At 69.1% G+C, this 18308-nt stretch carries 17 protein-coding genes and 6 pseudogenes; 9 read left to right on the forward strand and 14 right to left on the reverse strand.

What is annotated here, in order from left to right:
• Window positions 1-41: 41 nt before the first annotated feature.
• On the reverse strand, window positions 42-485 hold the full coding sequence (locus H5J33_RS00160) for a hypothetical protein (protein WP_181792657.1): 444 nt from the start codon (window positions 483-485) through the stop codon (window positions 42-44).
• Between the two features lie 131 nt (window positions 486-616).
• Window positions 617-2590, reverse strand: coding sequence for a CapA family protein (locus H5J33_RS36685; RefSeq protein ID WP_181792658.1), 1974 nt, complete (start codon window positions 2588-2590; stop codon window positions 617-619).
• A gap of 523 nt (window positions 2591-3113) precedes the next feature.
• Between H5J33_RS36685 and H5J33_RS00170 the strand changes: the two genes are divergently transcribed.
• Window positions 3114-3821, forward strand: a complete 708-nt coding sequence (locus H5J33_RS00170) for a hypothetical protein (RefSeq protein WP_181792676.1) — start codon at window positions 3114-3116, stop codon at window positions 3819-3821.
• Window positions 3822-3882: 61 nt separating this feature from the next.
• Here the strand turns inward: H5J33_RS00170 and H5J33_RS00175 are convergent, their stop codons facing one another.
• Together H5J33_RS00175 and H5J33_RS00180 are read right to left on the reverse strand one after the other, a co-directional pair.
• A complete protein-coding gene (locus tag H5J33_RS00175; RefSeq protein WP_181792659.1) occupies window positions 3883-4188 on the reverse strand; it encodes a YfhL family 4Fe-4S dicluster ferredoxin in 306 nt (101 codons plus the stop codon).
• Window positions 4189-4528: 340 nt separating this feature from the next.
• Window positions 4529-4666 (reverse strand): hypothetical protein, encoded by a 138-nt coding sequence (locus tag H5J33_RS00180; RefSeq protein WP_181792660.1) that lies wholly within the window; start codon window positions 4664-4666, stop codon window positions 4529-4531.
• A 49-nt stretch (window positions 4667-4715) separates the two neighbouring features.
• Between H5J33_RS00180 and H5J33_RS00185 the strand changes: the two genes are divergently transcribed.
• The 3 genes and pseudogenes from H5J33_RS00185 to H5J33_RS38555 form a co-directional block, all read left to right on the forward strand.
• A complete protein-coding gene (locus H5J33_RS00185) occupies window positions 4716-5246 on the forward strand; it encodes a hypothetical protein (RefSeq protein WP_181792661.1) in 531 nt (176 codons plus the stop codon).
• A 335-nt stretch (window positions 5247-5581) separates the two neighbouring features.
• Window positions 5582-6439 (forward strand): hypothetical protein, encoded by an 858-nt coding sequence (locus tag H5J33_RS38205; protein ID WP_309485278.1) that lies wholly within the window; start codon window positions 5582-5584, stop codon window positions 6437-6439.
• Between the two features lie 56 nt (window positions 6440-6495).
• Window positions 6496-7050, forward strand: a pseudogene (locus H5J33_RS38555) (Mu transposase domain-containing protein); the annotation flags it as partial.
• Window positions 7051-7216: 166 nt separating this feature from the next.
• On the opposite strand, the gene H5J33_RS00200 reads toward H5J33_RS38555, so the two are convergent.
• The 3 genes and pseudogenes from H5J33_RS00200 to H5J33_RS36960 form a co-directional block, all read right to left on the reverse strand.
• Complete coding sequence (locus H5J33_RS00200; RefSeq protein WP_181792677.1) at window positions 7217-8782, reverse strand: RICIN domain-containing protein; 1566 nt, start codon at window positions 8780-8782, stop codon at window positions 7217-7219.
• A 235-nt stretch (window positions 8783-9017) separates the two neighbouring features.
• Window positions 9018-9332 (reverse strand): annotated as a pseudogene (locus H5J33_RS00205) (metallophosphoesterase); the annotation flags it as partial.
• 344 nt (window positions 9333-9676) lie between these two features.
• Window positions 9677-10021, reverse strand: a complete 345-nt coding sequence (locus tag H5J33_RS36960; RefSeq protein WP_258564757.1) for a hypothetical protein — start codon at window positions 10019-10021, stop codon at window positions 9677-9679.
• A gap of 470 nt (window positions 10022-10491) precedes the next feature.
• Here H5J33_RS36960 and H5J33_RS00215 point away from each other — a divergent pair, with 470 nt between their 5' ends.
• Window positions 10492-10965 carry an NUDIX hydrolase gene (locus H5J33_RS00215; RefSeq protein WP_181792662.1) on the forward strand — a complete coding sequence of 158 codons (474 nt, stop codon included), beginning with the start codon at window positions 10492-10494 and terminating at the stop codon, window positions 10963-10965.
• A gap of 113 nt (window positions 10966-11078) precedes the next feature.
• Window positions 11079-12087, forward strand: a pseudogene (locus H5J33_RS00220) (IS5 family transposase).
• Window positions 12088-12105: 18 nt separating this feature from the next.
• Here H5J33_RS00220 and H5J33_RS00225 read toward each other — a convergent pair.
• The 3 genes from H5J33_RS00225 to H5J33_RS00240 all read right to left on the reverse strand — a co-directional run bounded on the left by H5J33_RS00225 (window position 12106) and on the right by H5J33_RS00240 (window position 13782).
• Window positions 12106-12534 (reverse strand): VOC family protein, encoded by a 429-nt coding sequence (locus H5J33_RS00225; protein WP_181792663.1) that lies wholly within the window; start codon window positions 12532-12534, stop codon window positions 12106-12108.
• A gap of 321 nt (window positions 12535-12855) precedes the next feature.
• A complete protein-coding gene (locus tag H5J33_RS00230) occupies window positions 12856-13278 on the reverse strand; it encodes a hypothetical protein (protein WP_309485279.1) in 423 nt (140 codons plus the stop codon).
• Between the two features lie 285 nt (window positions 13279-13563).
• The gene (locus H5J33_RS00240; RefSeq protein ID WP_181792678.1) at window positions 13564-13782 is read right to left on the reverse strand and encodes a hypothetical protein; all 219 of its coding nucleotides are present in this window, start codon (window positions 13780-13782) and stop codon (window positions 13564-13566) included.
• Between H5J33_RS00240 and H5J33_RS00245 the strand changes: the two are divergent.
• Together H5J33_RS00245 and tpg are read left to right on the forward strand one after the other, a co-directional pair.
• Window positions 13676-14089 (forward strand): annotated as a pseudogene (locus tag H5J33_RS00245) (transcriptional regulator); the annotation flags it as partial. The gene H5J33_RS00240 and the pseudogene H5J33_RS00245 overlap by 107 nt on opposite strands.
• A 40-nt stretch (window positions 14090-14129) precedes the next feature.
• Window positions 14130-14689 (forward strand): annotated as a pseudogene (gene tpg / locus H5J33_RS36965) (telomere-protecting terminal protein Tpg).
• A 174-nt stretch (window positions 14690-14863) separates the two neighbouring features.
• On the opposite strand, the gene H5J33_RS00250 reads toward tpg, so the two are convergent.
• Complete coding sequence (locus H5J33_RS00250; protein ID WP_181792664.1) at window positions 14864-15295, reverse strand: DUF5958 family protein; 432 nt, start codon at window positions 15293-15295, stop codon at window positions 14864-14866.
• 109 nt (window positions 15296-15404) lie between these two features.
• Here H5J33_RS00250 and H5J33_RS00255 point away from each other — a divergent pair, with 109 nt between their 5' ends.
• Window positions 15405-15674: a hypothetical protein gene (locus H5J33_RS00255; RefSeq protein ID WP_181792665.1), complete on the forward strand. Its 270-nt coding sequence runs from the start codon at window positions 15405-15407 to the stop codon at window positions 15672-15674.
• Between the two features lie 194 nt (window positions 15675-15868).
• On the opposite strand, the gene H5J33_RS38560 is transcribed toward H5J33_RS00255, so the two are convergent.
• The 3 genes and pseudogenes from H5J33_RS38560 to H5J33_RS36970 form a co-directional block, all read right to left on the reverse strand.
• Complete coding sequence (locus tag H5J33_RS38560) at window positions 15869-16411, reverse strand: transposase family protein (protein WP_399552733.1); 543 nt, start codon at window positions 16409-16411, stop codon at window positions 15869-15871.
• Window positions 16412-16576: 165 nt separating this feature from the next.
• Complete coding sequence (locus H5J33_RS00265) at window positions 16577-16900, reverse strand: hypothetical protein (RefSeq protein WP_181792666.1); 324 nt, start codon at window positions 16898-16900, stop codon at window positions 16577-16579.
• Between the two features lie 496 nt (window positions 16901-17396).
• A pseudogene (locus H5J33_RS36970) lies at window positions 17397-17723 on the reverse strand (Imm21 family immunity protein); the annotation flags it as partial.
• Between the last annotated feature and the right edge of the window lie 585 nt (window positions 17724-18308).

Genomic DNA, 18308 nt, shown 5'->3' on the forward strand with positions numbered 1-18308 from the left:
GCGTTCTTCTTGCGTGTTGCTCACGCGTGTCCGGCAGCCGGCTACCACAAGGGTCGGGCGCGCCCGGTCCCGTCGCAGTGGAAGCACCGGCCGCCTCCCGGCGCGCTGCGGGCACCGATGGTGCCCGCAGCGTGGCGGAAGAGCCGGGTAAGGCCGGCGGTGTATGCCGCGTGTATCGGGAGCTCCTGCTGTCTGCCGAGCGTGACTTCCAGCGCAACGTCGGGGCCGGTGAAGTGGGCGTGCATGCCCCCGGTGATCGCACGGAGCGTCTTGTTCGGTTCGTGCATCGTCTCCGTGCCGGACAGCTGCACGCGGGCCGCGAGGACGGTGTCCGCGGCCGCGGCGAAGGACAGCCATCCGACCGGGCGGGCGAGCGGCCCGATGTGGCCCACGGGGGCGGGGTGGGTGTGCTGGAGTTGGGGCAGGGAGTGCCACAGATCGCCCGGCAGGTCCTGGGGTGCGGTCTCTTCTCGGCTGCGTCTCATACGGCCTGTAGGGCCTTGGGTGGGCTGTCGACGTCGGGGGGGGCCTGTCCGTCCGCCGGTGGCGCGGTGACTTCGGGACCGGTCCCGCTGTGCGGCTTGGCGGTTGCCGGCCGCACAGCGGGCTTGTGCGGTCAGATCCGCCGGCGGAACCAGCCGCGGCCACGGCCCGGCTCCTGGTCGTCCTGTGGCTCCGGCGGTGCGGCGGCTTGGAGGCGGGTGGCTTCTGCAACGGCGTCCCCGGCGTTCCAGGCCGTCCGGTGCATGGCACACCTTCTCCCGCACTCAGCAGTCGGCCCCGCGCCGCGGCATAGGGCGACGGTCCGTGTCCGGTGGGACGCCCGCTCGTAGCGGCTCCGGCGCTCGGGCGGGAGGCCGGGCTCAGCCAGCGCGGCGGGCAGGGCGACGACGCGGACGGGCCCGGTCAGGTCGATGAACGTGGGAATGAAGCCCAGGCGCCGGATCCGCCAGGAGCCGTCGGCCCTCACGAACCGGAACCAGGACAGCAGGCCCTCCTCGGTGGTGCCTCGTGGAACACGGTGCCGTGCAAGGAGATTGCCGTGGCCGTAGACCACCCAGGTGCCGTTGACCCGCTCGAACGGCTGGACCGCGTGGGCGTGGTGGCCGAGGATCACATCAACCGCCGAACCGGCCGTCAGTTCCCGAGCCCAGGCGCGCTGGCGCGGGCTCGGTTCATGCACGTGCTCCCGCCCCCAGTGCATGCTGAGGACCACCACTTCGGCACCCGCGCGGCGAGCCCGGCGGGCCTCGTCGAAGACGCGTTCACCGACCACGTTGGCCAGCCACGGCTTGTCCGCCGGCCGGAGTCTGCCCCCGAAGCCGTAGCTGTAGGACAGGTGCGCGACCGGGACGCCTTTGACCTCGATAATGTTCGGCCGGTCCGCCTCCGCCCGGTTCCGTGCCGAGCCGGTGTGCCGCAGGCCGGCCGCGTCCAGGGCCTCCAGGGTCCGGCGCACACCTGCCTCGCCCTGGTCGAGCACGTGGTTGGACGCTGTCGAGCAGCTGTGGAAGCCCACGTCCGACAAGGCTGTGGCGATCTGCGGCGGGGCGGCGAAACTCGGGAAGCCCGTGAACGGTCCCCCGGTCGGCGCGAGGGGTGTCTCGAGATGGCAGATCGCCAGATCGGCCCGGGACACCGCCGGCCTCAGCCCGGCCAGCATCGGCCGGAAGTCGAGCCCCTGGCCACCGGCCGCCCTGGCATCCCGGGCGGCCTGCTCGATCAGCGGAGGATGGATCAGGACATCGCCACCGGCGATCAAGGTGAAGGACACGGCCCTGTCCACCGGGCACTCCTCAGGACGTGCGGGCGCCCCAGGTGAACAGGAACGTAGCCCGTCTGCGCCGGGCCGGCCGTTGGTGCCCACCAGTGCGCCCTGGCTGTCCTTCCCGTAGTTCTCGGGCAGGTACTCCGAGGCCGCACCGCGTGCCCCGGTTCCGCCGTCGCCGCCACGGCCTCCCGAGCCGCCGTCGCCACCCCGGCCGGCATCTCCCGGGGGAGTGACCGTGGTGTCCTTGGCGATGCCGCCCTTCCCGCCGGTGCCACCGGCACCGTCCTGCCCGCCCGTGGCAGCAACCTCGTCCGGGTTCGCGGGCCAATCACCCCAGCCGCCCTGGCCGCCAGGTGCCCCCGGGCTTCCGCCATGGCCCTGTTCGGCAGGGTCCGAAACCACCCATCGGGCATCCCGGACGGTCTTGCCGATCTGACAGTTCCCTGCCGGACTGGGCTTGCTGGCCGCGCCTCCTCGGCCGGACATTCCACCGTCTCCGCCGCACAGGCCATAGGTCGGCGGGTCGGGGGTGGGGATCGGCGTCTGCTGGTACCGCTCGCACTTCGGCCCGGTGTCGCCGTTGCAGCCGCCCTCGCCGCCCCGGCCGCCACCGGCGGCGTGGGCGCCGGAACCGCCGGAGACGTCCAGCAGCCAGCCGATCCTGGGGGCGGTGACATTCGAACCGCCGCCGGGCTGCCCGTCGCCGGGGTTGTAGGCGTCCGGGCCGGGCTTGCCGGGGTGCTTCTGCGAGCCGGCGCCGCCCAACGTGCCCGCGCCGCCCTCTCCGACGAAGACCTTCAGCTTCTGTCCCGGTTCCACCGTGATGCGGCCCGTGGCGAACGTGCAGCCGCCCGCACCGGTGCCGCCCGCACCGCCGGCGCCGCCGCCCCACCACCGTGCCGGACGTTCTTGGCGATGATCAAGGCCGCGTCGGTGCCCCCGCCACCACCGCCGCCGCCCCCGTGGCACCGCCTGCTCCACCACCACCGGCATCCCACGCATACGCGGTGAGGGTGTGCACGCCCTGCGGCACGGTGAACTCGGTCCACCCGGTCTTGGTGAACTCCGCCCGGCACACACCGTGGGCACACGAGACGCCAGCCGGCTGCGCGGCTGACGACGGCGCGGCGGGAACAGCAGCCACAGTGCCCGCCGACAACGGCACGGCAAACAGCGCACGGAACGCAGTCTTCAAGACCGACTCCCTGACTGAGCACTCGAGTGGGGCAGGGTGGCAGGGCGTGATCACCCGGACTGGACAGACAGCAGTCCAACAGACCCGCCACCTGGACAGACGCGGATGCCGACGAGTTCACCCGCAAGGGCACTCGCAGTCGCACTGATGTCCCACGAGCCCGGCTCGGGGGTGCGCAGGATCGAGCCCGACCGGACGGTGCTGCCCGGCTGGGTCCGCCTGCCGCAGTCGATCGAGATCCGCTTCGGCACCAGCCGGGCCGGGGCCATCGACATCGCCCTCTGCACCACCGCCCCATCGACGCAGTCGCCCCCGCCCACCCGGAAGTCGACTAGAAACAGCCGCGCACGGCGGAGAAAGGCCGGTGCTCCCCGCTCCCCGCTCCCCCGCTCGCGAAGCAGGCCACCCCGGCCTGACCTGTACCGCTTCCCGCTGGGGTGGGTAGGGCGGCATCGCCGCGCCAGGGCCAACCGCGCGCGCCACTCAGCCGGTGACCGTGTATGTTCGATCTGCTACTTTCCGCACGTGATGTACGAACCGACGCGCCGCCAGGCGCTCCAAGCAACGTTCGCCGGCCTTGCGGCGTCATGCGTCGCAGGTATCGGCCAAGCCGCGGCAGCCACGCAGATCCGCAGCAGCCGCAAGAGCCGCCTGGACTACCAGGCCCGCTACCGCGAACTGTTCAACGCGTGCGGGAAGGACCCCGGGAAGAAGCTGCTGGTCGGGCGGCAGATGCTCGACAACTACGCCCGGGACGCGCGCGTCTACCGCGTACCGGACCATGCCGCCGTGGTGCGCATGCACGCCGCACTCGTGCGCCAGCAGCACGCTCGCGGGACCGGCGCGAAGCTCTGAGCCCCTCCCCCTCACGGCTTCATCGGCCGGCGCGCCTCCCTTGGCGGCCGGCCTGGCAGGTTCACTTCCGGAAGTGGCTGGGGTAGTCGTTGGCCTCCACCTTGCGCCGGAGTTCCTCGTCGTCGGGGTGCAGGCTCAGGGCCCGATCGATCAGAACCTCCTCGGTCTCCACCCTGTTCGGATCGGGCACACAGCATTCCACCGGGCACACCGCCTGGCAGGCGAGGTGGTCGTAGAACCCCACGCACTCCGTACAGGCGTTGGGGTTGATCACGTAGACCTCGTCACCCTCCGAGATTGCCTCGTTCGGGCACTCCGGCTCGCACGCACCACAATTGATGCAGTCCTCGGTGATCTCGATGGCCACGGCCGCTCACACCTCATTCGTTCGGACTCGTCCGGTGATCAACGAGCGAGCAACCGAGCAGTATCGCACCCGACAGGCAGTCCGGAGCACCGCTTCGCCAGGTGCGGTAGGCGTGTTCACCAGAAGGCAGGACGCAGCCGTCGCCGCCTTTGCCCCAGCACCTCCGCCACGGCCGTCGAGACTCGAAGCTGCGCCGTCGCAGCCACCGCTGGGAATGCGGCTGACCCCGAGCGCGCTAGAGCAACTTGAGGGGCAAGTTGTAGGGCAACCTCCGTTGCCACCCCTGATTGCCACCCGCGGTGGGCAAGCCTCCCATCCGAGAGGCTTGCCCGGGTCGCCTTCAGAAGCGGGAGAACCAGCGGCCCTGGGCCTTCTGCCCGGGCAGAGCCTGCTCCTGCTCCTGGGACCTGCCCGTCCAGCCCAGCTCGATGTGGGACTGCTCGATTCCTTCCCTCTCCCGCTGGTCGCGATCGACCAAGTATCCCGTGAGGGCGTCACATCGGCTTCGATCCGGTGAGACTTACTCCATGCAGGACACCATCGCGGTCGCCTTAATCACGGCACTTTCCACCCTGTCGGCTGCCGGTCTGGCTGGATGGATCACTCTCCGGTTGCAGCGTCAACAAACTGACGCTGAGCGAAGCCGCGCGCGTGAGGAATCGCGACGCACCGCGTATGACAACTTGCTCGCCGCTTCTACGGACGCGTGGCATGCGATCGATGCGATGTGGCGGCTCGTACCGCCACGAGACGCGGATGACACAGAGCGGCCGGATATCCAGGCGGCCTTGTCGGCTCTAAAGCATCTGGACCATGCTCTACACGTCGCCGGGCTGCACGGTCCGTCGTCCATCGAAGATGCTGCAGCAGAACTCTACTTTGACGCATGGGCGGAGTTCGAGGTCATCATGCAGGTACTCAGGGACAACGTCGGTGACAGCCGGATCGCGGCGCAGCTGCACGCCCCGGGTCAGGGCCCCGATCACGACACACGATTGCTGAAGCGCGCCGCCTTCACGGGCGAGGCCCGAAAGGCAATCAAGAACGCAGACGAATGACGGCCCAGTCATCTACACCAGGCGCGCTGTCGGCGGTCACGTAATTCCCCACGATCTACATGATCAGCGTCACGTAATTCCCCACCCGCGTGGTCACGATCCCCCACCGGGGCGCCGACCATCGATGGTGCCGCCGACCATGCTCGAACTGGCGTAACGTTCCACGTTTCGGATGATTTTATCGCTTGTTAGGCATTCCTTGCGAATTATTCGGTTTCCCCATGGGCATGCCGGTGCCCGGGTTGAGGGTCTGGACCTCTCGGAGTCGTACCGGCACCTCGATCCGTGAGCCGAGAGGCCGACGGACGCACCGGATGGCAAGGAGAACGTTCACCGTGGTCGACATCGTCGAGATCTACGTGCACTGGTACGCGGGCCGGTCCAAGAGCCAGGTGTCCGCCTCGCTGGGAGGAAACCGCAAGACGGTTCAGAAGTACCTGGCGTCGGCGGAGGCAGCGGGGATCACCCCGGGCGGACCGCCCATGAGTGAGGCGGACTGGGCCAAGCTGCTCAAGAGCTGGTTCCCGGAGCTGGCCAGCCGGAAGCTGAACCAGGTCAGGTGGCAGGAGATCGAGCCGCACCGCGACTACGTCAAGGAGCTGCTGAAAACGACGATGGTCACCACGATCCACCAACGCCTGTGGGACGAAGGAAAGCTGAGAGTGTCACTGTCGACGTTCCGGCGCTGGGTGCACGAGAACCTGCCCGACGAGGCCGCCCGTTCCAAAGTCACGGTGCGGAGGGAGAACGTCGAGCCGGGTTCGGAGGCTCAGATCGACTACGGATTCCTTGGGCAGTGGATCAACCCGGCCACCGGCAAGCGGCACCGGATCTGGGTATTCGTGATGGTGCTGCCGACCTCGCGGCACATGTTCGTCCGCCCGGTGGTGCACATGGACCAGCATGCCTGGACCCTCGCGCACCCGGAAGCCTTCCGCTACTTCGGCGGTGTCCCACGCCGTCTGGTGCCGGACAATCTCAAGACCGGGGTGGACAGCCAGACCTCTACGACCCACAGGTCAACAAGTCGTACGCCGAACTTGCCTCCTACTACGGTACGTTGGTGGATCCTGCTCGCGCCGCGAAGCCGAAGGACAAGCCCAGGGTGGAGCGGCCCATGCCCTATGTCCGCGACTCGTTCTGGAGCGGGCGGACTTTCACCTCGCTGGAACACATGCAGGCCGAGACCCTGACCTGGGCGAGGAACGTCGCCGGGCAACGGCAGTGCCGGCCGCTGGACGGGGCCAAGCCGATGGCGGTCTTCGAGGCCATGGAGTCCCAGGGCCTCCTGCCTCTGCCGCAGACACCGTTCGTGCTGGCCAGATGGTCGACCGCGATGGTCGGCCCGGACATCCACATCAAGGTCGGCCGCACCCTCTACTCGGTGCCCTGGAAGCTGATCGGAGGCCGTGTCGACGTCCGCTCCACCGCCACCATGGTCCAGGTCTGCCACGAAGGCGAGCTGGTCAAGACCCACGCCGCCCTGGAACAGGGCAAGCGCACTGAGGAGGCGGGGAAGTTCGGCACCGACTCGGCGCGCAGCATGCTCCGGTCGGTGGGTGTGGGCAGCGTGGTGATCGGCATGGCGGCGGCCGCGATCGCGCTGGCGTCGCTGCACTGGGCGCTGCTGCCGATGCTGCTGGCCATCGCCCTGCCCAAGGGATGGGGTGCGGCCCGCTCCGCGCGCCGTGACTACATCTCCCGCCTGAACTGGGTCGACCACCGGCGGGCGATCGCCTCCCTGCTGGCCTACCTGACCCGCCCGCACGCCGCGGGCGAGATCCGTGTGCATTGTTGCACGACCTCGCCGCCGCGGCACGGCCGCGGTGCTGACCTGCCGGCCGGGGCGGCGGGTGTCCGCCGACTCCACCTCCGAGGTGCGGCACGCCGCCACAGCGCCGGGGTCGCAACCCCCGGCTCCCCCTGCCGGACCGCAGGCGGGGGGACCCAGGGGTTCAGGTCCGGTCGGACTACTTCGGGCAGGTCGCGAGGCCCATGACGATGCCGCTGAAGGCGCCGGTCATCATGCCGGTGGCCACTCCGGGAGGCCCGCTCAGGAGGCCCATGACCCCTCCGCTGACGATGCTGGTGCCGATCTTCGCGGCCATGCACTTGTCGTGCGCGTCGCTGTTCCGGGCAGCGGCAGCGGCCTTGAAGGACGCCGCCGACATCGTCCGGACGCTCTTCTCGGCGACGGCGGAGCCGGTGGAGGCGCTGTCGCCCAAGGAGAAGGCCGGGGGTGTGATCGTGCCGGTGACGGTGTCCCCGGTGACGCCCTCGATGTTCTGTGTGACGGTGGTCCCGCTCAGGGTGAAGGAGATCTTGTGGATCTGTCCGTCGGTATCGATGACCGTGCCGGGCATGACCGTGGCCACCGTGGAGCCGTCCGCGTCACTCACCCTGATCCCGCCCTGGTAGGCGGTCAGCCTGCCGCCCTCGGGCACGTCCACGGCGGCCGACGCGGTCCTCGCGATGACGGCGGGCTTGACGTCAGCGCCGCCGGTGCCGGTGCCGGGCGCGTCCGCGCCGGTGCGGGCGACGTACATCGTGGACCCGGCCGCCGAGTTGATGACGGGGACGGTCACGGTCGCGTCGGCCGTCCACGGCTGGTGGTCGGCGTCGAAGGTCCACGTGCCGGTGACCTTCTTGCCGACGGCGGCGAAGTCGACCCATCCGTAGTTCTTGGGCGGGACGTCGATCGAGATGCCGTTCACGGTGGTCTCGTCGGAAGTGTAGGTCTGCGTCGCGTTGAGCTGGCTGGTGACCATCGCCTGGACCGGGGCGGAGACGCCGACGGAGGACGACAGACCCGCGGAGTACGACTGTGCCCAGCCGGAGTGGTAGATCGTGGTGAAGACCTGCTTCATCGTGGCGTCGGTGTCGTTGTACCAGATCGACGAAGCGGGCTGACGGGGCAGGACTTCCGGCTGCCCTTCGGACTTCTCCGTCCACGAACAGGTGCTGGTCTTCCGGGAGCACAGGTCGGCGTAGTAGTCGAGCGCGAGCTTCAGCGCCTCGGGCGCCTTCGCCTGGGGCACCGTCCACTCCTGCCCGGCGGAGCCGTCGCAGGGGTTGGGCTGGGCCAGGATGCCCCACAGGTGCAGGCCGCCCCGGTTGTCCAGGCAGTAGCTCTCATCGGTGCGCACCAGCCGGAAGGCGTTCGGCTTGCCGGTGACAGGGTGGAAGTGCCACAGCTGGCCGTCGTCGCTGTCGCCTCCGCCGCATGAGCGCTGAACGAGCGGCTGGACGGAGTAGAGGCATTTGCCGGTGTTGGTGTTGGCGACGCGGAAGGTGCCGGTACCGGCGGCGATCAGGCGCCAGTTCGTGTAGTTGGTGCCGTTGGGGGTGACGGAGATCTGCGCTCCGTCACCGGTGCCGGTCGCGTTGAGGGTGCCGTCCGGGTTGGTGAACGTCCAGGCGGCGGAGTCGGCCGCCCGCGCGGTGGTGGCGGAGGCGATGACACCGGTGGTGAGCATGGCCAGGGCGACGAGCGGGGCGGCCAAAAGGCGCCTGACGTCCTTGATCTGTCTGTGCATGTCGACCTTCCGTAGGGAGCCCGTGAACTTCCTGGCGGAGCGCGGCGCACCTGTGGGGACCCCGGACGTGTCGTCCGCTGTCCGCGCCGTGGTGGCGGCCACCGGCTGGTCGCACTCCTCACTCCCTGAGTGTGCGAAGGCCGATGAAATCGGCATGAAGGCGGAGTTGGTCGCCGGTTCACCTCCCATACCCACCGCAACGACCAGGTCGAACCACCCGCCACGGGCGGCGGTGTTACCGCGAGCGGGGGACGTGCAGGGTGATCTCACTGGGGGCGAAGACGCGGAAGGGCGGGCCCCAGAAGCCGGTGCCGCGGTTGGTGTAGAGGAGGGTGCGGGCGCCGTGCCGGCTGAGACCGGCGAGGGCGGGCTGGTCGATGCGGACCAGGTATTGGAAGGGCCAGATCTGGCCGCCGTGGGTGTGCCCGGAGAGCTGGAGGTCGATGCCGGCGGCTGCCGCCCGGTCGATGAACTTGGGCTGGCGCACCAGGAGCAGCACGGGCAGGTCGGGGTCGGCGCCGTCCAACGCTCCGGCGAGGTGGGCACGGTGGCGTGTGGTCCACGCGAGTCTCCCTGCTGCGTGAAGCCCGCCAGGCGTTGCAACTCCGCCTGTCGCTCCTGCAGCTCTGCCTGCCGCTCCAGCGCCATCCGTTCGGCATACCGGCGGCGCTGGGCGGCCGCGGTGGTGCGCTCCTCGGCGTCCTTCCGGCGGCGCTCGGCGGCAGCAGCCCGCTTGATAGCCTCGGCGTCTGCTTCCATCAGGGCGCGCACGAGGGCCAGGTCCTCGTACGCGGGAGCCGTCCACCACGCCGTTCCGTTCGCTGCGGGGTGGACACGCACCCGCCCGTCGAGGACCCACTTGATCGCATCACCGAGCGGGCAGGCGATGTGCACCTACTTCGCCTTCGCCTTCAGCGTGCGCGGCTCCCAGGCGTAGCGCGCCATCCCATGCCACACCGTCCAGGTCTCGCCCCGCTGACTCGGGAAGCGCACCCGCAGCGAGGACACGACGCGCTGCCACGGCCGGTCCTGCACGGCGACCCAGCACACCGCCACACCGTTCCGGGCGTAGCGGTCCGTACGCATCAGCGTCTCTTCCTGCGTCATGGGCGACAACTGCGCCTCCAGCGCCATGAAGGGGCGGTCGTGCTCGTCGAAGACCATCCCGTCGGCCCGCCAGCTCCGGGCCTCGCTGCTCACTTCCGGTTCGGCCCGCCATCCCGCCGCCCGGGCGGCCATGGCCAGCTCCAGCTTCAGCAGGTGGTGTCCGCCGACTCGTTCGCCAGTTCGCAGTCCCGAGGCCGAACCTGGTGGTAGAAGTGCCGGATGACCTGCCCGGAGGCCGGGCGAAGACCCGCCCGCCGCACTCCGGACACGCCAGCCGCAGCCCCTTGACCCGGTGGTCGTCCGAACAGGCACGGCCACACCCGAGGTCGTCCATCGACGCGTCCAGCCGACCCCACACCGGGTGAACGGCGGTGTACCCCATCAATCCCCTGGCTTTGTCTACGAGAACGGACGGCAGATGTCCACCACTTCGGGAGGCACCTGCCTCCGGCTCTGTTCGAATGTGGATGGCCTGGGACGGCGCGGCTCGCAGATGGACTGCGATGGGTTGTCAGCCCCCTCGTGTCGGCCCCGCCGGCGGGGCAAGCCAGCGTGAGAACCCACTGGCTTCGACGCGAGCATCCCCTGGCATCGTGTGGCCCATGGGTGAACTGGTTGAGCGCGTCGACGAGCAGGACCAGGTGCTGGGGGTCGTTGACCGAGCCGAAGCGATTCGTCAGGGCTGGCTTCATCGCATCGCCACGATCGTGTGCCGCGACGAAGACGGACGGTTCCTTGTTCATCGCCGCCCGGACGATTCGTCCCGTTTTCCGGGTCAGCACAACTGGATGCTTGGGGGTGCCGCTGATGTTGGTGAATCGTACGAGGAGGCCGCGGCCCGGGAACTGTCGGAGGAACTCGGCGTTGATGCTGCCCCGCGCTTCGTGCTCAAATTTCTGTGTGCTGGGGCAATCAGTCCCTACTGGCTCGGACTGCACGAGGTCGTCATCACGGCATCCGTCCGGCCAAATGTCCAGGAAGTCGCCTGGCACGACTGGCTTAGCGAGCCAGAGCTTGAGTCCCTGGTAAGGCAGCAGGAGTTCGTCCCAGACGCCCGCGATGCGTTCGATCGATAGCGCGATCTGACCCGGACAGACCGTCCCCTGAGCTAAGTCCGTCATCGGCTCACCACACTTGGTTCATGGGGACCAGCCCGTCTGCGTCGTGAACTCAGGAGCTTACGCTTCAGATTGCGGTCTGTTCGAATCCTTTGACTGATGCGGAGTGGGAGTTCATCGGGCCCTACTTACCGATCGGTGAGTACGGCCCGTATCCCGAGCGACTGCGGCAGCAGTTCGAGGATGTGATCTGGCGGTTCAAGACCGGCGGGCAGTGGCGGGAGATGCCACGGGAGTTCGGGGCCTGGTCGACGCTCTCCAATCGCTTCCGGCAGTGGCGTGACGCCGGCGGGTTCGAGGCCCTGCTGGAGGGTGTGATCGCGGAGGCGGCGAAGCGGGGTGAGGTGGACCTGTCCCTGGTCAGCATCGACTCCACCACCGCACGTGCCCACCGCGATGCCGCCCGGGATGTACATGAGCGGGGACGTCCTCACCATCTTGGAGAAGGCTGCTGCCGAGGAGGAGAAGGCCAGGTCAAAGGGGGTAGCCTCGAAGAACAAAGGGGCAGGACGCCGAGGCCGATCCCGAGCGGGAGGAGCGGCGATGTGTCCGGCGCCGTCGGAAGCTCCGGCTGAAGGCCGCCCTGCTCGGTCGCTCTCGGGGCGGGCAGACCAGCAAGGTGCTCCTCGCGGCCGACCGGAAGTGCCGCCCGCTGGCGTTCGTCCTGACCGCTGGACGGGCCGCCGACAGTCCGCAGTTCATCCCGGTGCTGGGGAAGATCCGGGTCCGGGGCCCGTGGGACGCCCGCGCACCCGGCCGGACGCGGTCGCCGGGGACAAGGCATACTCGTCCCGCGGCAATCGCGCATACCAACGCAGACGCCATATAAAGGCCGTCATCCCGGAGAACGTCGGCCAGACCGCCAACCGGAAGTAGAAAGGCTCCAGGGGCGGCCGCTCCCTCGGTCACGACGCCGACCTCTACAAGGAGAGGAACACCGTCGAGCGGCTGATCAACAAGCTGAAGGCCTGGCGAGGCATCGCGACCCGGTACGACAAGTCCCTGGAGAGCTACCTCGCCGGCCTCCACCTACGCGCCTCGATGATCTGGATCGAAGACCTCACTCGGGCCGCCACCTGAGCAGGGCTCGGTCGCAGCCTACGGGCGGACGTAGGGCCGCGTCATGATCTCCATGTTGTGGCCGTCCGGGTCGTCGAAGTAGGCGCCGCGGCCACCGAACAGGCCGTTGATCCTTCCCGGGTCGGTGTGGCCCGGGTCGGCGTAGTAGGTAACCCCGACCGCCTCCAGACGGGCGATCGCGGCGTCGAACTGCTCGTCAGGCACGAGGAAGGCGTAGTGCTGTGACTGGATCGCCTCGTTCCTCTTCTCGTAGTAGTCGAGCGTCACGCCGTTGCCGAGGTCAACGGGCAGGAACGGCCCGAACGGGGCGCCGACCTTCAGGCCCAGGACCGCGGCGAGAAACTCCGCGGACAGGTATCGGTCGCTTGCGTAGACGGCAGTGTGGTTCAGCTGCACGCCGGCCGTCGGCAGGTCGACTTGATGTGCGTAGCGCTGGTCATAGGGCATCAGTGGTGTGTCTCCGGTCTTGGGATCCGCTGGAAAGGGCGCCACATGCGGGCGCTGGGAGCAAAGACGCGGAGAAGGGGGCGGGCCTCTGGCCCACCTCGGGCTCACGCCGAGGCCGGAGAACTCACTTGTGTATGGCCCAAGGCCGACCCGGCAGTCACCCGACTAACCTTAGTGATCACCGCAGGCGAGGGCAACACCATTCCTCGGCCGTACTCTGGCCGCAGATCAAGCCGTTGACGGCTCCGGTGATCACGACCCGATACGCGCCCTGGTTCTCCGCTTCGGGCAGCCGGTACCGCTCAACCTCTGCCGGGTCTATCACGCGATCCTCCCCAGTACCTCGCGTGCGAGCTGCGCGTAGCTGGCGCGAGCCTCGGCGATCCGCTCGCGGTCGGTAGGGCGCAGGCCCTCGCGCTCGTGGGCGAGCCGAACCTGAGCCGTCCGGGCTTCGGCGATGACCGCCTGGTCCGGCTCGGGCTTCGCCTCCTCAGAGGCGATGAGCGCGCTGTAGGCGCCGACCGCCCCGTTGACCGCCTCGATCGCCGCCTCGAACGCGGCCGTCTCCTCGTTCGACCATTCGTACGGGCCCAGCTGGTCGGTGATACTGGCTCCGCTGTTCGGCATGTTGATCCCCCCTTCGTTCCTCAGTGACATCTTGCTGCACTGCTGTGCCGGGCTGCAGGTAGATTTCTCGCCCGCCCGGACGCGTGACAGGACGGTCAGCGGCTCGCCGGCCTTCACCGCCTGCCAGGGCGATCGCCGCGGCGTGGGCCACCGGCCAGTCGGTGTTCTTCCAGTCCATCGCGTCCACCGCGTGCGCGGCGGTGAACGGCATGTTCTCCGCGAACCGCAGGGTGGCCGCGTGCCTGCCCGCGCCGGCGACCTGCCGTTCGGCGGCCGGCACGGACAGGGACGGGATGATGACGCGGCCGGTGCCGCGCGAGGCCTCGATGTACAGGCCGGTGAAGAACGGGTCCGCACGGAACAGAGCGGCCAGGGCGGTGTGGTCCAGGACCGCGGTCAGGTTCATGCGGCGGCGCCGCCGGCCTGGTGGGCGCGGATCTTCGCCCAGGCGTCCCGGTCGGCCTGCTTCACCTGCTCGGTGTACTCGATACCGAGCTCACGGGCGGCTTGGGCAGCGCGCGGCGGCGGCTGGAAGCCGGGGCAGGCCTGGCCTGCGCTGGCCCGGCCCACGTGGCGGCCCGACATCCGGGCCGCCGTGATCTCCCGGGCCCGGATCAACATGCACCGTAAGATGGTCGCCCTTGCCGCGGCCACCGGGCAGTATCCGGTCGCGGTCCTGTCCGACTGCGCCGTGTATGCCGCCGACGGGCCCAGTCCGCTGGACGGCCTGCCCTACGGCGCCGACGGCAAGACCGTGCCGGGATCGTTCCGGCTCGGTGTCTCCCCGGGGATGGTCAAGCACGAGGGCACCCAGAGCGTGCTGTGGGGCTCAGGCGTTCTCGAGCAGCTCGCCGGCGACGGCCACGTCGCCAACCTCGCCCGCTACATCAAGACCGGCGAGCACGCCGCCCAGGGCACCGGAGCATAGGGGGGACCAGGACACCGGAGAATAAGGGGGGAATCGCGGCATGGTCACGGTCGGGGAAGGACTCGACAAAGCGGTGCAGGGCGCGTTCACGCGCCCGATCCCGAAGTCCGCCGGAGCACAGATGCGTTACCTGGTCCGCCGGCACCAGCGCAGCACCAGACGGGTGGCCGACCTGCCCGGTATCAGCCAGCGCACCGACGAGCGGGACGTGAAGAACCAGATCAAAACCCCCCGGCCCCAGCTCGCTAACCGGTTGGAGCGTGAGGTCCGCGCACACTGGCAGCCACAGATCAAGGCCAAGGCCAAGCAGACCGCGGCCACCACCGCAGGCATCATGATCGATGTCCAGGGCCCTTCGGCTACACCGCCGCCCCCGGCAGCACCGACGACGCCCGCATCCGCCACCTCACCCTCGCCCTGCCCCACAGCACGCCGCCCGCCTCTTCACGGCCCGGGAGGAAGGCGCCACCGGGGACCAGCTCCGCCAGCCAGATCGCCGCCGAGGCCCTGGGCGAGATCTACTTCCGCGACAACGGCCACCGCGCCCACGGCCTCGAAGTCGAACTCACCAACCTGATCGACCTCGAGTTCGAGCTGTAGCCGAACCGGGCCCACGACAGCCGGAAAGCGCGGGTGCCCGGCCCGCCGCCGCGCTCGCCGATCCAGCGCCGGAGCCTCCCCCGCGCGGTCTGCTCCCGGCCCCACCAGCCATGCTCCACCAGCGCTCACACCGCCGACGAGCTGGCCCGGCTCGTCGGTGACCGGCTCGGCCTGCTACGGCTGGTCGGTTGCCGCCGGCAGGTTGTGCCATGCATGCCCGCAGGCGCCTTTGCAGTAGCTCTCGCGGCGGCGCGTGTCGGCAATGGTGAACGCGGAAACGAGGACGCGGAATGCGTTGACGTGTTCGGCGGCGGGGAGCCCCGCGAACCCGTAGCGGGGTGGGTCCATGCAGATCATCACCGAGGGGTTGGCCGTGGGCTTCACACCGGAGCGGGCCACCCCTGCACGTCCGTCCGCAGCCGTGATGTGCGCCTGCATCGCATAGCCGGTGACTTCCTGCAGTACCGCCTGCCGGCGTGACGGGGCCAGAGCGGAGAACCAGCCCACACCAGCGTCCAAGGTGCGCAGCCCCTGGGCGATCTCGTTGACAACCCGCTCCGTCTCACGCCGGTAAGCGTGGCTGTCGTCACTGCTCGTTTCGGTCATCGCTTGATGGTTTCACGACACCGGCCCCGACGGCGGTGATCTCCGCTGGCTTTGCGCCTGCCCGCACGCCTTCTGCCGGCACGTCACGATGGGTTGGCGGTCATGGGCGGTGGCGCAGTTCGTGGGCGTAGTCCGAGCCGATGTGCCGCTGGAGTTCGGGCTCCTGACGGCGGAGGTCGGTAAATCTTTCGCGGCCTGGCGCAAGCAGCTTCCCGACCGGGGTGAAGAGCTGGCCGACGTGTTCCTGTACTTGGTGGGGCTTGCCCACATGCAGGGCGTGGACCTGGACGAGGAAGTCGCCCGCAAGATTGAGAGGAATGCGCGTCGAACCTATGCCCCAAACGCCAACGGCACGCTCCTGCGGACCGGAGAGGAGTAGGCCGGGCGGGCTGATGTGCCGGTCCGCGTTCGTGCTGCTCCGGGCGCAGACGGTGCACGATGCTCTGTCACAAACCGGCCTGTACTCGCCAACCACGTCTCGGCCAGCGGTCTCCGCGCCCAGGCCGGTGCCGGCCTGCATGTCAGCGCAGCGGGCGGTGAGCAGCAGCGGCGATGATGGCGAGGGTGCGGTGGTTATGCTCCGTGAGCCTTCGCCAACTTGAAGCAGCAGGTCAGAGGGCTGGCGTGATCGGTTCTCGGGGTGCTCACGCCGGTCGCGGGCGTAAGTCCACGGAGGCGATCATGCGTCAGCAGTTGATCTCGAGGTTCGTCAGGACGACTAGAGCGCCGTAGGAGGCGGGTGGCGTGTGCGGGGTCGGTGCGGAGTTTGGTGAGGATCCGCCAGTTCTTGAGGTGGGCGAAGCCGTGCTCGACCGGTGCGCGTCCGACGGCGAGGACACGGTTGGCTTGCTTCTGGCCCGAGGTCAGATTGTGGGTGCGGCTTGCGGTGTAGCCGGTGACGATCACGGGGCGGATGCCGTTGTCGAGGCCGCGGAAGCCGAGGTCGGCCAACGCTCCGATCCTCGACCAGACCTCGCATGCCGGGCAAGCGGCACCGTTCGAAGTGCATTCCGCGTCGACCCGCACTATTGCGATGCTCACATCCACCGACAGCACCGCAACGTCCGCGATCGACGGGAACAACAGCTCCTTCAACCGGAGCACGATCTCTTCCACGGGCCCGAACTGTCATCCCAACCGGATACCACGAGTCATTTTCGGGCGACTTCACCTACTACTCAAAGGGGCTCAGCTGTCACTCAACGTGGCCGCGTCACAGAAGTTGAGCCAGAACCCGTTCTCGCGGACAAAGCCAGCGGCGTGGCCTGCGGAGGGTCGGCATCACGCGCCGCTGAGGATCAGAGCGCCCAGCGTGAGCTGAGTAACCCACTGCAGGAATACGACCCCGATCCTGGCGCCCGTCCACCGTGCTCGGGGCCACATCAGTGCCAGGAGACCGGCCGCGAGAGCGATCCAGAAGCAACCATAGAGGGCCTCGCCCGGGACCGTCGAGCACTGTTCGCCGTAGGTCAGGCAGCGGCTGCCGCGGTTGGTGGCGAGTACGGCGATCCACGCGACGACGACGGTCGGCACGAGCAGGACGAGGCCGGCGACAGACCATCCGGTGACAGTGCGGGCTGCGGCGGGCTGCGGGGCGGTGTTCATGTCCCCATCCCAGCGAGCCGGCCCGCGCCCGGCGATCCTGTCTCGTACTCAAACCTCCTGAGTGCGCATGCTCAGTGTGTCCTCCACGATGGCCGCCCGTGAGCACCTGCCGTCCGGCAGCAAGCCCGCGCTCGGGGACGCGCAGAAGCCAGCTGTATCCCGACTGGATTAGATGAGACGACGACTGGCTTCGGTGAGAACGGGCATCTGCGGTGCTGCGTGCTCCATCCCGCTGTCCTGCGCCATCGAACTTTGACCGATTGCCACCGAAGTGTGAGTGGCAGAGGTACTGAGCGTCAGGGGTGACCGTCCTCGGCGACGAGCTGCACCAAGTCGGACCATGGGAACGCGCCGCCCTTATGGACCGCCCGCACCCTCCACTGGCCTGCGGGGATCTGCACCGGATCCTGGTCCGGCCGCCCCCGTCGGGACACTCCACTCCCAGATCGGCGCCCGCTACGGCCGAATCCATCAACACCGCCGGACCATCGTTGACCCACAGGCCGCCGTCCTCCCAAGCAGTGTCCGGATCGGCCAGAACCGCCTCGACTGCCGTGAACAACTCGGCCTCGGAGTCCGCAGCCAGCCACCGCACATACAGCAACTTCTCCGGCAGGAAGCACGTCCTTGCAGGTTCATCGGCCGGTACAAGCGCAGTGACGGAGCCCGCGCCCACGGCGATCACACCGGCCCAGCCCCCCACCTCGCAGGCGCGGTCGTAGTCATCACGGCCATCGGTATCACCAAGGACGGAACCGTCCTCCGTGCATCCACCCCAGGCGTTGACCGAGGACTGCGGAACGACGATCAAGGGGCCACCCATCGACCGCACCCCCACCAGCCCAGCACGGTCACAGCGATCGGTGTCGCGAGACGCATCCAAGCGCGCAGTCTGCCGCCCACCACCGACACCGCTCCGGCGCCCGAGCCTGGCCGGACAACCTGGACACTCAAACTTCGATGGCTCGCACTCAAAGTTCGATGGCACAGGACACCAGGGCGGGGCAGGCACGTGCACGGCCGGCAGACGGCACAGGCCGCGCAGCTCATGCGGAACGCGTGTGGGGCGGCGGGGAGTCGCAGAGGGGTTGTAGTCGGGGTTCTCCTCGGCGGCGTGGTATGTCTCGCCGAAGGGTGGCTCGGTCCTCGCGTGGATGGTGTCGTCGGCGAGCAACTCCTCGAAGTGCCCGGCCGACGGCGCTGGCGGTGTGCCAGACGGCGACGATCTCCGGCTCCTGGTCGTGGTTCACGTCGGGCTCCCCGCCGGGTCGGCCGGTCCCACGGCACGGGCCGGGAGCGTGGCGAGGCCGGTGGTGGCCTCGGGGCCGGCGGCGGCGAGGCGGGCGGCGAGCACATGGTGTACCTGCGCAACAGCACCAGCGCGGGCGGCAACGACTACACCATCAGC

This window comes from Streptomyces sp. WELS2, assembly GCF_013870595.1.
Classification (GTDB): Bacteria; Actinomycetota; Actinomycetes; order Streptomycetales; family Streptomycetaceae; genus Streptomyces.

What these genes read in the sequence shown, in the direction of transcription:
- H5J33_RS00200 (WP_181792677.1), bottom strand. Translation starts at nt 8,782, where the DNA reads ATGCACAGACAGATCAAGGACGTCAGGCGCCTTTTGGCCGCCCCGCTC.
- H5J33_RS00240 (WP_181792678.1), bottom strand. Translation starts at nt 13,782, where the DNA reads ATGTTGATCCGGGCCCGGGAGATCACGGCGGCCCGGATGTCGGGCCGC.
- H5J33_RS00170 (WP_181792676.1), top strand. Translation starts at nt 3,114, where the DNA reads ATGTCCCACGAGCCCGGCTCGGGGGTGCGCAGGATCGAGCCCGACCGG.
- H5J33_RS00265 (WP_181792666.1), bottom strand. Translation starts at nt 16,900, where the DNA reads ATGAACACCGCCCCGCAGCCCGCCGCAGCCCGCACTGTCACCGGATGG.
- H5J33_RS00215 (WP_181792662.1), top strand. Translation starts at nt 10,492, where the DNA reads ATGGGTGAACTGGTTGAGCGCGTCGACGAGCAGGACCAGGTGCTGGGG.
- H5J33_RS00160 (WP_181792657.1), bottom strand. Translation starts at nt 485, where the DNA reads ATGAGACGCAGCCGAGAAGAGACCGCACCCCAGGACCTGCCGGGCGAT.
- H5J33_RS00225 (WP_181792663.1), bottom strand. Translation starts at nt 12,534, where the DNA reads ATGCCCTATGACCAGCGCTACGCACATCAAGTCGACCTGCCGACGGCC.
- H5J33_RS00250 (WP_181792664.1), bottom strand. Translation starts at nt 15,295, where the DNA reads ATGACCGAAACGAGCAGTGACGACAGCCACGCTTACCGGCGTGAGACG.
- H5J33_RS00185 (WP_181792661.1), top strand. Translation starts at nt 4,716, where the DNA reads ATGCAGGACACCATCGCGGTCGCCTTAATCACGGCACTTTCCACCCTG.
- H5J33_RS36960 (WP_258564757.1), bottom strand. Translation starts at nt 10,021, where the DNA reads ATGGCCGCCCGGGCGGCGGGATGGCGGGCCGAACCGGAAGTGAGCAGC.